Here is a 14595-nt window from a genome sequence, read left to right on the forward strand (position 1 = left end):
ACAAGACGCCATGACGCCTCCCTTGCGATTGTCAGCCTTCGACGGGCAGGATCTGGACGCGATCTCGGCGGCGCTCCAGGACGCGGTGGCGCTGTTGGGGGACTTCGAGCACTCGCAGCGACTGCGCAGCTTCACCATGGCGTTCAACCGCTTTTGCTGGGAGGCCGGGCGGCGCAATCGGCGCGTGCGCTGCGGGATTCAGATCGGCCATGTGACGGCCGCCCGATCCCGCAATATCCGGCAGGGTGCCGAAGACGCGGTGGTCAATCTGCTCTCAATCCGCTTTGAACCGGGGCAAATGCCGTCCGGACAGGTCATCTGCACATTTTCCGGTGGCGGCGAGCTGCGGCTTGATGTCGAATGCCTGGATGTCGTCCTGGTCGATCTCAGTCGCTCCTGGCGCGCGACCGGTCGCCCCGATCACAGGCCGGCGGATGATGACGACGCGGACGGAGAAACGCACACACAATGACCCAGTTAGCAGACAGGATCGTCCGCATCGATCTCGATGGCGCCAGCATGGGGCCGGGTGATGTCAATGCCGACCATGAACGCCGGGTTGCCATCGCCGACCTGCTGGAGGGCAACCGGTTTCGCCCTGATGGCGATGCGGATGGCCCTTTTGCCCTGCGTCTCGCCATCGAGCATGACCGTCTGGTCTTCGATGTCCGCCAGGAAGACGACACGCCGGTTCGCGGCTTCATGTTCGCGCTGGGGCCGTTGCGGCGCATCGTCAAAGACTATTTCCTGATCTGTGAAAGCTATTACGAGGCGGTGCGCGACGCGCCGCTCGAGCGGATCGAGGCCATCGACATGGCCCGGCGCGGTGTCCACAATGAGGGATCGACGCTGCTGCGCGAGCGCCTGGTCGGCAAGATCGATGTCGATTTCGACACCGCCCGGCGCCTGTTCACCCTGATTTGCGCCTTGCACCGGCGGGCCACGTCATGAGCCTGCCATCGGTGCTTTTCGTCTGCGGCCGCAACGCCATCCGCTCCCCGATGGGCGAGGCCTTGTGGCGCTTGCGTTTCGGCAGCGATGTCATTGCCCGCTCCTGCGGTGTCATTCCGGCAGCTTTCGTCGATCCTTTCATGGTGTCGGTCATGCTGGAAAAGAAGGTCGATCTGGAGGACTTCTCGCCGATCGCCCTCAATGGCGTCGGTGAGCCACCGGCCGATCTCATCGTCTCGCTGTCGACAGCTGCCGACCGCATGGCCAAGGAATATGCCGCGCGCACCGGGGCCGAGTTCCAAGCCTGGCCGATTCCCGATCCCAGCGAGACCGGCGGCAATCGCGACATGAAGGTCGCAGCCTATCGCGAAACCCGTGACGCCATTGCGGCCCGGATCGCGCAATGGCAGCCGACGTCAAAAAGCGCCTGAACACTCGACTTTTGCCTGCAAGGGGGAGTATACAGCGCGCTCCGGGGCGCCGGCCGCTCGGCGAGTCGGCCCATACACCCCAAATTCTATGCCCCCACAGGGTCAGAAACGAGGAGCCGCATGGCGAAAGAAGAGTTGTTGGAGTTTCCGGGCGAAGTCACGGAACTGCTTCCGAATGCGACCTTCCGGGTCAAACTCGAGAATGAACACGAAATCATTGCCCACACTGCGGGCAAGATGCGCAAGAACCGTATCCGCGTGCTCGCCGGCGACAAGGTCCTGGTCGAGATGACGCCCTATGATCTGACCAAGGGCCGGATCACCTATCGCTTCAAATAGCTCTTTTCAGGCGTGGTGACGCGATGACGCTTGCCGACCCGGCAAATCCCCGCCCGCGCCTGATCCTGGCCAGTGCCTCGCCCCGTCGCTTCGACCTGTTGAGCGGGGCGGGACTGACACCCGACGCGGTCGAACCCACCCATATCGACGAGCACGAAATCCCCGGCGAGCTGCCCGGGCCTCTGGCGCTGCGCCTGGCGCAGGAAAAGGCCATGGCCCATCCGGGCAGCGCTGATGGCTATATCCTCGCCGCCGACACGGTGGTTGGCGTCGGTCGTCGCATCCTGCCCAAGACAGAAGACGAAGCCGAAGCGCGTCGTTGTCTGGAGCTCCTGTCCGGCCGCAATCACCGGGTTTTCACCGGCATTGCGGCCCGCGCGCCGGATGGCCGCTTTGCCGCGCGGGTTGTCGAGACACGCGTCAAGTTCAAACGCCTGTCCAGGCCCGAGATCGACGCCTACATCGCCTCGGGTGAATGGCGCGGCAAGGCGGGCGGCTATGCCATCCAGGGCCGGGCCGGGTGTTTCGTGATCAATCTGATCGGCTCCTTCACCGGCGTTGTCGGCCTGCCGCTCTATGAGACCGCCAATCTGCTGAACGGGCTGGGCTATCCGGTCACCGCGCGGATGGGCGAGGGAGGTTCAGCATGAACCGGCAGATCCTGATCGAGGAAAATATCGGCGAAACACGGGCCGCCGTGGCCGAGAATGGCCGCATCGTCGAGCTGCACCTGGACCGTTGGTCCGAAGCCGGACAGCGGGCGGTGGAAGGCGAGATTTACCGCGGTCGCATCCGTCGCGTTGAGCCGGCGCTGAATGCCGCCTTTGTTGATCTCGGTGTCGGCGAGGAGGGGTTCCTGCCCTTCGGCAAGGCCGGCCGGCCCAAGGGGTTGCACGAAGGCGCGGCCATTGGCGTGCGCATTGCCCGCGAGGCCTACGCCGAGAAGGGCCCAAATCTCGGCCTCGTCGAGGTCGAGCCGGGTGAAGCGCCAGACTGCCTGGAGCCCGCCGACATCCTGGCCCAGCGTCTTGTGCGGACCTTCAGCGATGCCGAGCCGGTCTGGGCCGATGAGACCGATTACGATCTTGAGGAAGCCTTCGACGAGGCGCTGGAGCCACAGGTCGCCATTCCCGGCGGTGGTTCGCTCTATATCGAGGCGACGCGGGCCATGACGACGATTGACGTCGATGCCGATGGCCGCAAGGGGCAGGGCAATGCTGCGCAGCTGGCTGTCCAGCTCAACAATTCGGCAGCCAAGGAAGCCGCCCGCCAGGCCCGCATGCGCGGGATTGGCGGCATGATCGCGATTGATTTCGTACACATGCGCGGCCAGCCGGACCGCAAGGCCGTCGAGCAGACCCTGCGCGGCGCTTTCCGTCGCGACCGGGCCAAGGTCGATGTCGCCCCGCTCTCGCAATTCTGCATCGGTGAGATTGCCCGCCAGCGTCGCGGTCGCACCCTGGCCGAGATCATGCTGGGGGCGGATGGTCGTCCGACCGTCGAAACGGCAGCCCTGGCGGCCCTGCGCCGGCTGGAAGGCGAGGCACGGTCCGACCGGGCGCGCAAGCTGCGCCTGACCGTTGGTGCCGAGGTTTACGCTTGGCTGGACGGCGATAGCATTGCCTGGCGCGCCGCGCTCGCTGATCGGATCGGCCCGCGCTTCGAGCTCGCTGAGAGCGCGGAGCTTGATCGCGAAACCTGCCGTGTGGCCCGCGCCTGAGTGTGTCCACACCGACCGCCTCCCCATGAAGGAGCCAAGATCATGAAATGTCCGATTTGCCGCCAGCCCGCCGCCCCTGATTTCAAGCCCTTCTGTTCAAAACGCTGTGCGGATGTCGATCTGGGCAAATGGGTCAGCGGATCCTATGCCATTCCCGGCGAGCCTGCAGACGTCGCCGAAGACAATCCGGCCAGCAAGGAAGATCAATAGGGACACGCGCGGGCGCGGCCCGATGCCGGTGACTGCCACCGGTTGTGATTTCGCTGAAAAGAGCCATGGACACGCCTTCATGGCCGACCTATAAACCGCGCTCTCGATTGGCTGCCGAGGCAGTTCTTCGACACGGTGCCCGGGTAGCTCAGGGGTAGAGCAGCGGATTGAAAATCCGCGTGTCGGTGGTTCAATTCCGCCCCCGGGCACCATTTATCTCCCGAACATGTATGTATTTCAGGATGCGCGCCGGACCGCGCGGCGTCGGCACACGCGGGATTTGCGCTTCACGCGGCGCGGGACAGCAGGCTCTGTAGCGTTGTTTCGATCAGCGGGGCCGGGGTTTTCATGTCCTTGCCGATGACCGCACCGGTGAAAATCTCGTAGCCGGCATCAATGCCGAACTGGAGTTGTTCGGCGGTGTCCACCTGGGTGAGCGCACCGCGCGCGCCGACGCGCCGGATCGAGATCGCTTGGTCGACAAGCTTCTTGACGACGCCATCGCTCAGGCCGGTGTGGGCCCATTTGCGTTCCAGCGACGAGCTGTAGATGGCGATCGAACAATTTTCGAACCGGTTGAGCCGGACGGTGCCTGGTTCGATCTTCGCCAGCAGGTTGGACCCGAAAATCCGCATCGATCGGAACAATTCTTCCATCTGGCCGATCGGCGCTCCGTCGGGAATATTGTCGACGCGGATGTAGAAATACTTCCGTTGGGCCTGGGGAATGTTCTGGAGAATGGAGAAGTACCGGATCCGGTCCTGCGTGCCGATCACGGTCTCGTAATTGACCGGAATGACGACCGCGCACTTCTTGCCGCGGGCCAGCTGTTTCAGAAAGCCGCGCTGAGCCGTCGTTGCAACCGCATGATCCATCGCCTGCAGAATATCGGGATCACGATTGCCGAGGAGCGTCTGACGCCCGTAAAGGTCAGTCCCGTTGTGATGGCGGTGTGGCAGGCAGAAATTGGCGGTGATGTACTTGAATTTGGCATCCCATGACGGCTTGAAAATGATCTCGTCCCATTCCGCTGTCGGTACCTTGAACGGCAGTGTCGACAGCTTGTCGAGATCGGCAGTGGCGTCGATGCTCGGCGGCAAGTCCCCGACGATTTGCGACAGGGCCGGATCGGGGAGGCTGGGTGATTTGTGCTTTGACAGATCACGTGAGGTGGACGCGCCTGACCGGCGATCAATGTCGCGCCAGTTTCCGGCGGCATCCGTCTTCGGCACAACCTTGATGGCACTCCTGCTCGCCTGGCCGATTTCTGCCGCTTGCGATACATCGCTGCGTTTGACCAGTTCGGCGAATTCCGCGACCGACAACTCTTTGGTTTGCGAGCTGATTTCGAGATTTTTGAGAATCCGGTCGCCCAAGAAGTAGTGGTTCAGTCCATCGGATAGTTCGGCGGTTTTCCGCACGGCATCGGCGCCGGAGAGCGTCGAGAAAACCAGTATGAAGCCGCCCCGACAGCGGACCAGAACGTCGTCCTTGGCGAGGCGTTTTTCAATGTACTGGGCGGAAACGCTGTAGATCTTCTTGCGCACTTCGATCCATTGCTCACCGACCTCGTTCTTGATCATGTCCAGGTTGATCCACTGGAAATGACCAATATCGATTCCGTCGCGTCCGGTCAGGGCCGTTTTGATCCGGTCGAGAACATCAGATGTCACAATATCAATCCATCAAAAGGTGCAATCCGGAGAGGCTAGATGGATACGTGTTAATGTGTCGTTCGATAGCTGATGGCAACCGTTCGCAGTGCTGCAATATTTTGTAACTTGCTGATAATGATAAGAAAATAGGCCTCATATGTTATTCGCATCCCGGTTTTTCGAGCGATAACACTCATTGCGTCCGGCATACGCCCCCGGCCGGATAAACAAAGTTGGGCCGGGGGCGGATTTCCCCGCCGGAAGGCGAGGCGATTGCGGGGGTGAGTCCGGCGTTACACCAGCTCTTTCAGCGTCTCCGCGCTGAAATCCTCCAGCTCGCCAAAGCGACCATCGCGGACCTTGGCGGCCCATTCCGGATCCGAGATGAGGGCGCGGCCGACGGCGACGAGGTCGAACTCGTTGCGTTCCATCCGTTCGATCAGCCCGTCCAGAGAGGCAGCGGGCGAGTTCTCGCCCATGAAGGCGCCGATGAAGTCGGAGTTGAGACCGACCGAGCCGACCGTGATGGCCGGCTTGCCGGTCAGTTTGCGGGTCCAGCCGGCGAGATTGAGGTCGGAGCCCTCGAATTCCGGGATCCAGAAGCGGCGCGTGGAGGCATGGAAAATATCGACACCGGCATCGGAGAGCGGGCCGAGGAATTCGCCCAGCAATTCGGGCGTGTCGGCGAGGCGGGCATTATAGTCCTGCTGTTTCCATTGCGAGTAGCGCAGGATGAGCGGCAGGTCGGCCGGGATTTCGGCACGGATGGCCTTGACGATTTCCTGCACAATCGTGGTGCGCTCGACCAGGCCGCCGCCAAAGCGGTCATCGCGCTGGTTCATGCCCTCCCAGAAGAACTGGTCGAGCAGATAGCCATGGGCGCCGTGCATCTCGATGGCGTCAAAGCCGATCTCGGCAGCGGCCTTGGCTGCCTTGGCGAAGGCGGCGATCGTGTCGGCAATATCCTCGGCACTCATCGGCTCGCCGACCTGTTTGCCGCCCGGGACAATGCCCGACGGGCTGTCGGATTTGGCGTCCGGGTGCGGGCCGGTGCCCGGCTTGCGGGCCAAGCCGACATGCCAGAGCTGCGGCGCGATCTTGCCACCGGCGCCGTGGACGGCGTCAACAACGCGCTTCCAGCCGTCCAGCGAGGCGGACTCATGAAAGTTCGGTATGGCGGGGTCGAAGCTGGCGCCGGGCCGGTCGACAGTGGTGCCCTCGGTGATGATCAGGCCGACGGCGTTCTCGGCCCGGCGGCGATAATAGTCGACGACGGGCTGCCCCGGCACGCCGCCCGGGCTTTTCGAGCGCGTCATCGGGGCCATCACGATGCGGTTGGGCAGTGTCAGCGAGCCCAGGGAGAAGGGCTTGAACAGGGCGGAAGTCGAGGTCATGCGGGCATCCTTGCGAAATCAGTTGCGCCAAGACGTAGTGAAGTCTACGACAAAATCGACCCTTCGGTATGTATTCGGGCCATGCATTTTGCGGCGGTGCAGCAAGCGGGCGCGCAATTTCCGGCGCGCGGCCTTGTCGAAATCGACGTGCAGGCAGGGATAGGCGGGCTTGCGGCACGCTTGTAGAAGAGGCGGATGGTCGCCACTGCTTCGTCCCATCATTTGCCCTTCAATGCCCGCTTCGTGCGTTCGGTCTGTGCGCGGCAGGGTTGGCGCCATGTCGATCTGGATGGCGGTGCGGGCTATCTGTTTGCGGTCGAGGCCGATGGCGCGCGTGTCTTGTGCGGATCCGGTGCGGTCTGCGCCTATCCGACCAATTCGGCGACCGCCTACACGATCGCACGCGACAAGGCCTTCACGGCCTCGGTCTTGGCGGCGGCCGGTTTGGCGCATGTTCCGACCGAGCTCTGGTTCGTCGAGACGGCACGCCGGCATTTGCGCCCACCCGGTCGCGAGCGCGCCGACCTTGAGGCCGGCGCGGCTGCCCGGACCTATCCCCTGTTTGCCAAACCCAATCGCGGCGCTCATGGCGATTTTGCTGAACGCATCCCGGATGCGGCCGGCTTGCGGGATTATCTCGCCCGGATCGCTCCGGTGCACGATCAGATCGTGATCCAACCGCTTGTCGAGGCCGCGGAATATCGGGTGTTTGTGGTCGGCGGGCAGGCTCGCTTTCAATACGGCAAGAGCGAAGGCGGTCTGACCGGCGATGGCGTGTCGAATTGGGCGGACCTGTTTGCGGCGCTCAATGCGCAGCTGCAAGCCGATGCGCTGAGCCCGGTGATTGATGATCTTTTCGAGACCGGGTTGGCCGCGATCGGCGCGGCGCCATCGGACATCGCCGGCACGGGGCAGCGCCTGCCGCTTGCCGGGCGCCGTAATCTGGCGACCGGCGGATATCCGGTCGGCTTTTGCACCAAGGTCGATCCGGCACTGGGCGCGCTTGCAATTGCCGCCACCGCGGCGCTCGGCCTTGATGTGGCCGGTGTCGACATTTTTGCGCCGGCTGCGGGTGATCCGCTGGTCCTGGAGGTCAATGCCAATCCGAGTTTTTCCTCGCTGGAATCCTTGGGTGAGACAGCGCTGGCCGAGGCGATCTGGACCGACGTCCTGGGCCGTGCCCTGGCAGCGGCGCGATGAGGATCAGCACGCTCAACCTGCCGCGCTTTGGCACCTGTATCGGCCTGGCGCGAACGGCGTTGATCGCGCAGCGTCTCGGGCTGGATCTGGCCGCGCTGGGCCGGCGATCGGTTGTCATTGCCGGCAGCAATGGCAAGGGCAGTGTCGCGCGCATGCTGGCCAGCCTGTTTGCCGGGGCGGGCGAGCGGACGGGTCTGTTCACCTCGCCGCATCTGCATGCGTTCAATGAGCGCTTTGAGATCGCCGGGACGCAGATTGATGACGCTGTGCTCGAGAGGCTGGAAGCCCGCGTCGCGAGCGCCATCGCGGATCATCTCGTGGCATGTCCCGGAGATCAGCCGGCCGCGTTTGAAGCCGGTTTCCTGACGGCGCTGTTGTGGTTTGAGGAGGCGGGTGCCGACCGTCTTGTCATCGAGGCAGGCATTGGCGGGCGTTATGATCCGACCCGGCTCCTGCGGGCGCCACATGTCGCACTGGTCAGTCTGGATGCCGAACACATGCCGCTGCTCGGCACGACGCTGCGCGAGGTTGCACTGGACAAGCTGGATGTGGCGCCGCCCGGCGCACGGGTTGTACTTGGGCGCAGCCTGGCCGGCGAACGCGCTGCCATCGAGACGGTCGCCGGTCTGAAGGATGTCGTCGTCACTTGGGTCGCCGATGTGTGGCTGGCGCCACGCTCGTCGGACAGCTTGTCCGGCCATGCGGTCAGGCTGACCCATGGCGAGCGTGGCAGGCTGGACATGACAATGGCGATGCATGGTCGTTTCCAAGCGGACAATCTGGAAGTGGCGCTTGAGGTGTTTGCGGGTGCCCGACCCGACCTGTTTGCGGCCGGGTGGCCGTCCTTGATCGTTTCGGCGCTGGCGGGTTGCCGCAATCCGGCCCGGATGGAGTGTTTTGACCGCGGTCCCGGCCTGATCCTCGATGCCGGCCATACGCCGGCGGGGATTGGCGCGGCTGTCGAGAGTGTCCAGACCTTGCTGGACAGGCGGCCGGCGACCCTGTTGCTGGGCATGTCAGCCGACAAGCCGGTCGCGGCCATGCTCGACGTGGTCGCGCCAGCCTTTGACACTGTGATCGTGTCGGCCGCTGCCGGCGGCGTGCCGGCGGCAGAGCTGGCAGCGGCTTACTCGCAGCGGCAGCCGGCGGCGCGGGTGCGGCAGGCGGCGGATGCCGACGCCGCGTTGGCACTGGCCTGCGAGGATGGCGACGACCGGATATTGGTGGCGCTGGGCGGGCTGTTCTGGGCTGCTGCCGTGCGCGAGGCGTGGCTGGCGACAACAGCGACCACTTGCGCCGAGTAGAAAACGGTGTTCACTTTTCTTCGACCGCTGAAGATGCGGTATGGGAGAAAACATGTCCGCGACTGATTTTGATGTGTTGATCGTCGGGGCCGGCCTGTCCGGTATCGGTGCCGCCTATCACCTGCAAACACGCAGCCCCGGCCGCAGTTATGCCATCCTGGAATCGCGCGATTCGATCGGTGGCACCTGGGACCTGTTTCGCTATCCCGGTATCCGTTCGGACAGCGACATGTACACATTCGGCTATGCCTTCCGGCCGTGGACCGGCGGCAAGGCGTTCGCCGACGGCCCCTCGATCCGGCAATATGTCCGCGATACCGCCAGCGAGAACGGGATCGACCGCCATATCCGCTTTGGCCACAAGGTGCTGGCCGCCAATTGGGACAGTGCCAGCGCGCGCTGGCAGGTCCGCTCAACCGACGGGCAGGGCGGCGAGACGGTCCTGACGGCCCGCTTCGTCATGCTGTGCTCGGGTTATTATCGTTACGACCAGGGCTATCTGCCGGAATTTGCCGGCTATGAGGATTTCAAGGGCGCCATTGTTCATCCGCAGCATTGGGACAATGCGCTGGACTATGCCGGCAAGAAGGTCGTGATAATCGGCTCCGGCGCGACGGCCGTGACGCTGGTTCCGGCGATGGCTGACAGTGCCGCCCATGTCACCATGTTGCAGCGCTCACCGACCTATATCGCGGCGCGTCCCTCGCGCGATGTGATTGCCGAGACGCTGCGCAAGGCCCTGCCGGCCAAGCTCGCCTATCTGCTGTCGCGCATCAAGAATATCGGCTTGGCGATCTATGTGTACCAGCTCTCCAAGCGCTGGCCGGACTTTGTGAAGAAGGCGGTGATCAAGGCGGTCCGGGACGAGTTGGGCGAGGGCTTTGATGTCGAGACACATTTCACGCCGCGCTATAATCCCTGGGACCAGCGCTTCTGCCTGGCGCCCGATGGCGACTTTTTCCAGGCGCTGAAATCCGGCAAGGCGGACATCGTCACCGACCATGTCGAGCGTTTCACCGAAACCGGTATCCAGCTGAAATCCGGCGAACATATCGAAGCCGACATCATTGTCCCGGCGACGGGTCTGGAGATGCAATTGGCTGGCGCGGCGCAGATTTCGCGCGATGGCGTCGTGGTCGATCCGGCCGATCTTTATACCTATCGCGGCATGATGCTGGGCGATGTGCCCAATCTGGCGCTGGCCTTCGGTTATACCAATGCGTCCTGGACCTTGAAGGTCGACCTGACCTGCGAACGGGTCTGCCGCATGCTCAATCACATGGAAAAGACGGGCACCGATATCGCCGTGCCGAACGTGCCCGCCGACATCACCCCGGAACCCTTGCTCGATTTCTCCTCGGGCTATGTCCAGCGGGCGATCGCCCACTTGCCCAAACAGGGCGATCGGGCGCCGTGGAAGACCTATCAGAACTATCTGCAGGACATGCTGACCATCCGCTTCGGCAAGCTGGAGGACGGTTACATGACCTTCTCGAAGGCCCCGGAACCGGTGCGGCAGCTGAGCGCCCGGGAGGCAGCAGAATGAGCGGGCGTTTCGACTATGCCGGCCGCACCGCGCTGATCACCGGCGCGGCGAGCGGTATCGGCGCGGCGCTGGCCGCTGGTTTGGCGGCGCGCGGGGCGCATTTGATCCTTGTCGACATCAATGCGGAGGGCCTTGAGGCGGTGGCGGCCCCGCTGCGTGAGGACGGCTGCAATGTCTCGACTTTTGTCGTCGACATGGCCGATGCGGCGGCCATCGCCAAACTGGCATCGGATGTCGCGGCGGCGGGTGATCCGGTGCATCTGCTGATCAATAATGCCGGCATCGCGTTGGGCGGGATGTTTGAAGAGGTCGAGATGGCCGATTTCGAACGCGTTCTGGACATCAATCTTTATGGCGTCATCCGCATGGCCCGGGCTTTCCTGCCCGCGCTCCGGGCCGTCGAGGACGCGCATATCGTCAATATTTCCAGTATTTTCGGCATTGTCGCGCCGGCGGGTCAGGCGGCCTATTCGACGGCCAAGTTCGGCGTACGCGGATTTTCCAACGTGCTGCGCCACGAACTGGCAGGCTCGTCCATCGGTGTGACCACGGTCCATCCGGGCGGAATCGCAACCAATATCGCCGCCAGCGCCAAGCCACCGCCCGGCGCGTCCGAGGCCGAGATCGCGGCCGCCAAGCGGCAAACCCAGCGCCTTTTGGTGATGCCGCCGGCTGAAGCGGCCCGCATCATCCTTAAGGGCGTGGCGCGCAAGAAACCGCGAATCTTCGTGGGCCGTGACGCCCACACCATGATGTGGTTCGAGCGGATTTTCCCGACCCGCTACTGGTCACTCATGCAAAAAATGGTCGGCGCCAAGCGCGCCTCCTAGGGGATTTTCATGCTCACGGTTCTTTCCAGCGTCATTGTCGGCATCATCCTGGTCATCTTGCTGGTGATCTTCATCGCCTGGCGTTTCAGTCATATGGTGGCGGGCAAGGCGGCGGCCGCCCTGCCGCCACGAGGACGCTTCACCGATGTTGCCGGTGGGCGCCTGCACTGGGTCGAGAAGGGCGACGGGCAACCCGTCGTGATGATCCACGGGCTTGGCGGCAACCACCATAATTTCACCTATGCCATGACCGATCGCCTCGCCGCCGCCGGCTATCGTGCCATTGCCATCGACCGGCCCGGCTGTGGCTGGTCCGAGCGCGACAGTGACGAGCAGGCGCGAGTGCCTGAACAGGCCCGCATGATCGCCGAGATGCTGGAGAAGGAGGGCATCGACAAGCCGCTCCTGGTCGGTCATTCGCTCGGCGGGGCAGTGTCACTGGCCCTGGCTGTCAATCATCCCGACCGCGTTGGCGGGCTGGCCCTCGTCTCGGCCCTGGTCACCCCGCCGGATGCACCGTCGGAAGCCTTTGCCGGCATCAATGTCGCCAATCCGCGTGTGCGCCGTTTCATCGCCGAGACGCTCGCCGTCCCGATGTCGATCCGCAATGGCGCCAAGACGTTGGCGATCATTTTCGGACCGGATGCCGCGCCGGAGGATTTCCGCGTTCGCGGTGGCGGCCTGCTCTCGCTGCGTCCGGATGCCTTCTACGCCGCCGCGACCGATCTGACCGCGGTGGAACGCGACATGGCCGGCATCACCGCCCGGATCGGCGAGATCACTGTTCCGGTCGGCCTGTTCTACGGCATGGATGACCGCATTCTCTCAGCCCCCGAACAAATCGCCGCCCTGACGGCTGCCCTGCCTGATGCTGATGTCGAGACGATGGAAGCGCGCGGCCACATGCCGCCGATCATCGAGCCGGAGCGGCTGCAGGCGTTTGTGGAGCGTATGGCGGGGAAGCTGGGTTAGGGGGGCTTCCTAAGGTTGTTCACCCGGGCTGAAGCCTTGAGACTGGTTGTTGCGAAAGAATCAGCCATCGAGGAGAGCCCGCCCAGATGCCCGCGCAAACGGTGCTTTGCAATATCGCTTCATTTAGCGGTGTTTGGTTCGACCGCACCCGCATGTTGCTCGAAGTGCTTTGTTCGGCAGTACGCGCTATGCGTGGAATTCTATCCACACTTATCTACGATGCCGTTCCCACCATATCTTGCATGCTCAATCTCATTGTGCACGAAATATAGATATGAAGAGCGATTCTCTAGTGGGAAGAGCGGCATTGGGGGATTTAACTTTGAGCGATGGCCGAACTTTCTGAGACATTCGGAAACGTTTACGATTACAAAACGTTACAGGCTTTGACGCCCTATATCGGCTATCCAACTGCACGTATGTTGTTCTTGATGGGTTATAAAGACCTGTTCGCAATCGCCGAAGCACGGCCCACTAATATCCGATATCTGCCACATGTCGGGCCGGAGCGATTTTCAAAAATTGTTGAGTGTCTCAACTCGGTTGGTTTGGATTTTGACTATTCAGATGCCGGACCGAAATCTCTTATGGACAATTTCGGGATAAATTCACCCTAACTCGGGATTTCCGCGGTGATAAGGTTGCCATCGACCTTTGACAGCGCCTCGACCTTTCCAAACTCATACTCGGTTGCAGGAAACATTAGATCGAAAGGCGGCATAGTATACTCAGTGGCCTCGGCAAACTCTGCCAAGATCTCGTATAGGGCCATCGCGAAGGCCTTTGTGACGGCATATGCCCGATTAACCTTGCCGGTATCTTCCTCATAGCCCGCCAGGAGCTTGGCCGAGAAAATATTCTCTGCGACGTTGGACCCGTAGTCTGACCGGAGGCGAGATACAATCGTGTGATCTGAAACTGCGTCGCCAAGCGCGCGGCGAATTTCTGAGATGTATCTTGGTTCAACCATCCACACAGACGGGACGATTGCGTTCTCGCACAAGCCTCTGCGCGTGCTTTCGCCGTCGCCTGTAATATCCGTGACAGCGGATTCACAAAAGTGGGTCGCAGCTCGAATTGTGTTGTGGAGCCTCAATATTTTGAACGCGCTGAGAGGATAACGTCGATGTAGCGCATCAACGTCGCTGCGGCCGATTGTGTTGGGCCCAGAATAAAAGTCAGCGGCCGCCCCATTCAATTGGTTGGATAGTCCGACGGCGAACTTTTCCAATGCCGTCGTTAGTGGCGACACGGCGTTTTGAAGGTGAGAAAAACTACCGGTGACGAAAAAGAGATCGCAATTTCGGAATTCTAGAACCTGATCATCAGAGAAATCGCCGACGCACAATGACTTAAACTGCGCCGTATTGTCGATTACGTACCGGCGCTTCGCGGGGCGAAGCTTACGTTCTTTGTCCCGAATCTCGTCAGTCGTGAGCCCAGTGGCACTGAGCTCATTCGTGTCGAATTCGTCCTTGGTCAGAACGAAGGGTATGTCGGTTGCTGGATACATCACCATCCACTGAAACTAGACACAACTTAAACTAACCACAATGAAAACGTGTGCAAGTGCCGCAATCGGGCTAAATCACGTTTGACTTTAGAAAAGTCGTTGAGCAGCAGATGATTAAACCCGATATGCGGCACTTCAATTGGCCTGCATTGTTACAAAACCGTCACCAATCGAACGAAAGCTTCGAATAATGCGATGAAATCCCCAGGGGATGCGCTCATCGTCCCTCACTCCCCTCAAGCCTGAGTCAACGACATGGCGCCCGCCAGCAATTCGCCACCTACTCCGCACCGATGCAATCGGGAAGGAGGTGAACTAAGCATGGAAATTGTTAGCGTGATTTCGTCGGAAATGCTCAATGTAGCGATCGGTGTGGCGGGACTAGTGCTAGGCTGCATAAGCTTGCTGCTGCAGCTCATCGATAAATCCGGGCGCCGCTAGGTTGGAAAGCGGCGAGTAACGCGTGAAAATGGCAACGATCTGAAGGCGCGAGATGCGCCTTTTTCTTTGCGGCCCCTTTTTTGAAAAAA

15 protein-coding genes and 1 tRNA gene are annotated in these 14595 nt (G+C 61.9%); 13 read left to right on the plus strand and 3 right to left on the minus strand.

The window, feature by feature from the left end; all coding sequences use genetic code 11:
* The first annotated feature begins 10 nt into the window (after positions 1 to 10).
* The 8 genes from AWH62_RS05930 to AWH62_RS05965 all read left to right on the plus strand — a co-directional run bounded on the left by AWH62_RS05930 (position 11) and on the right by AWH62_RS05965 (position 3863).
* Positions 11 to 472: a DUF2948 family protein gene (locus tag AWH62_RS05930; protein WP_075189568.1), complete on the plus strand. Its 462-nt coding sequence runs from the start codon at positions 11 to 13 to the stop codon at positions 470 to 472.
* On the plus strand, positions 469 to 951 hold the full coding sequence (locus tag AWH62_RS05935) for a UPF0262 family protein (RefSeq protein WP_075189569.1): 483 nt from the start codon (positions 469 to 471) through the stop codon (positions 949 to 951). The genes AWH62_RS05930 and AWH62_RS05935 overlap by 4 nt, the downstream gene beginning before the upstream one ends.
* Positions 948 to 1382 (plus strand): low molecular weight phosphatase family protein, encoded by a 435-nt coding sequence (locus AWH62_RS05940; RefSeq protein WP_075189570.1) that lies wholly within the window; start codon positions 948 to 950, stop codon positions 1380 to 1382. The genes AWH62_RS05935 and AWH62_RS05940 overlap by 4 nt, the downstream gene beginning before the upstream one ends.
* A gap of 120 nt (positions 1383 to 1502) precedes the next feature.
* Complete coding sequence (gene infA, locus AWH62_RS05945; RefSeq protein ID WP_011643070.1) at positions 1503 to 1721, plus strand: translation initiation factor IF-1; 219 nt, start codon at positions 1503 to 1505, stop codon at positions 1719 to 1721.
* A gap of 23 nt (positions 1722 to 1744) precedes the next feature.
* Entirely contained in the window at positions 1745 to 2371 is a 627-nt protein-coding gene (locus AWH62_RS05950; RefSeq protein WP_075189571.1) for a Maf family nucleotide pyrophosphatase, read from the plus strand.
* Complete coding sequence (locus AWH62_RS05955) at positions 2368 to 3441, plus strand: ribonuclease E/G (protein ID WP_075189572.1); 1074 nt, start codon at positions 2368 to 2370, stop codon at positions 3439 to 3441. The genes AWH62_RS05950 and AWH62_RS05955 overlap by 4 nt, the downstream gene beginning before the upstream one ends.
* A gap of 42 nt (positions 3442 to 3483) precedes the next feature.
* Positions 3484 to 3651, plus strand: coding sequence for a DNA gyrase inhibitor YacG (locus AWH62_RS05960; RefSeq protein ID WP_075189573.1), 168 nt, complete (start codon positions 3484 to 3486; stop codon positions 3649 to 3651).
* Positions 3652 to 3788: 137 nt separating this feature from the next.
* A tRNA-Phe gene (locus AWH62_RS05965) sits at positions 3789 to 3863 on the plus strand.
* 75 nt (positions 3864 to 3938) lie between these two features.
* Here the strand turns inward: AWH62_RS05965 and AWH62_RS05970 are convergent.
* Both AWH62_RS05970 and AWH62_RS05975 read right to left on the minus strand, forming a co-directional pair.
* A complete protein-coding gene (locus tag AWH62_RS05970) occupies positions 3939 to 5324 on the minus strand; it encodes a hypothetical protein (RefSeq protein WP_075189574.1) in 1386 nt (461 codons plus the stop codon).
* A gap of 275 nt (positions 5325 to 5599) precedes the next feature.
* Entirely contained in the window at positions 5600 to 6700 is a 1101-nt protein-coding gene (locus tag AWH62_RS05975) for an NADH:flavin oxidoreductase (protein WP_075189575.1), read from the minus strand.
* Positions 6701 to 6895: 195 nt separating this feature from the next.
* On the opposite strand from AWH62_RS05975, the gene AWH62_RS05980 reads away from it, so the two are divergent.
* Genes AWH62_RS05980 through AWH62_RS06000 form a run of 5 tightly spaced genes read left to right on the plus strand, consistent with a single transcriptional unit; the run spans position 6896 to position 12552 of the window.
* Entirely contained in the window at positions 6896 to 7900 is a 1005-nt protein-coding gene (locus tag AWH62_RS05980) for a RimK family alpha-L-glutamate ligase (RefSeq protein ID WP_075189576.1), read from the plus strand.
* Positions 7897 to 9204: a folylpolyglutamate synthase/dihydrofolate synthase family protein gene (locus AWH62_RS05985; RefSeq protein ID WP_075189577.1), complete on the plus strand. Its 1308-nt coding sequence runs from the start codon at positions 7897 to 7899 to the stop codon at positions 9202 to 9204. The genes AWH62_RS05980 and AWH62_RS05985 overlap by 4 nt, the downstream gene beginning before the upstream one ends.
* Before the next feature lie 52 nt (positions 9205 to 9256).
* On the plus strand, positions 9257 to 10750 hold the full coding sequence (locus AWH62_RS05990; RefSeq protein ID WP_075189913.1) for an NAD(P)/FAD-dependent oxidoreductase: 1494 nt from the start codon (positions 9257 to 9259) through the stop codon (positions 10748 to 10750).
* Positions 10747 to 11580, plus strand: a complete 834-nt coding sequence (locus tag AWH62_RS05995) for an SDR family oxidoreductase (protein WP_075189578.1) — start codon at positions 10747 to 10749, stop codon at positions 11578 to 11580. The genes AWH62_RS05990 and AWH62_RS05995 overlap by 4 nt, the downstream gene beginning before the upstream one ends.
* A gap of 9 nt (positions 11581 to 11589) precedes the next feature.
* Entirely contained in the window at positions 11590 to 12552 is a 963-nt protein-coding gene (locus AWH62_RS06000) for an alpha/beta fold hydrolase (protein ID WP_075189579.1), read from the plus strand.
* Positions 12553 to 13165: 613 nt separating this feature from the next.
* On the opposite strand, the gene AWH62_RS06005 is transcribed toward AWH62_RS06000, so the two are convergent.
* Positions 13166 to 14071, minus strand: a complete 906-nt coding sequence (locus AWH62_RS06005; protein WP_075189580.1) for a hypothetical protein — start codon at positions 14069 to 14071, stop codon at positions 13166 to 13168.
* Positions 14072 to 14595 lie beyond the last annotated feature (524 nt).

Source organism: Maricaulis sp. W15 (assembly GCF_001924955.1).
GTDB lineage: Bacteria > Pseudomonadota > Alphaproteobacteria > Caulobacterales > Maricaulaceae > Maricaulis > Maricaulis maris.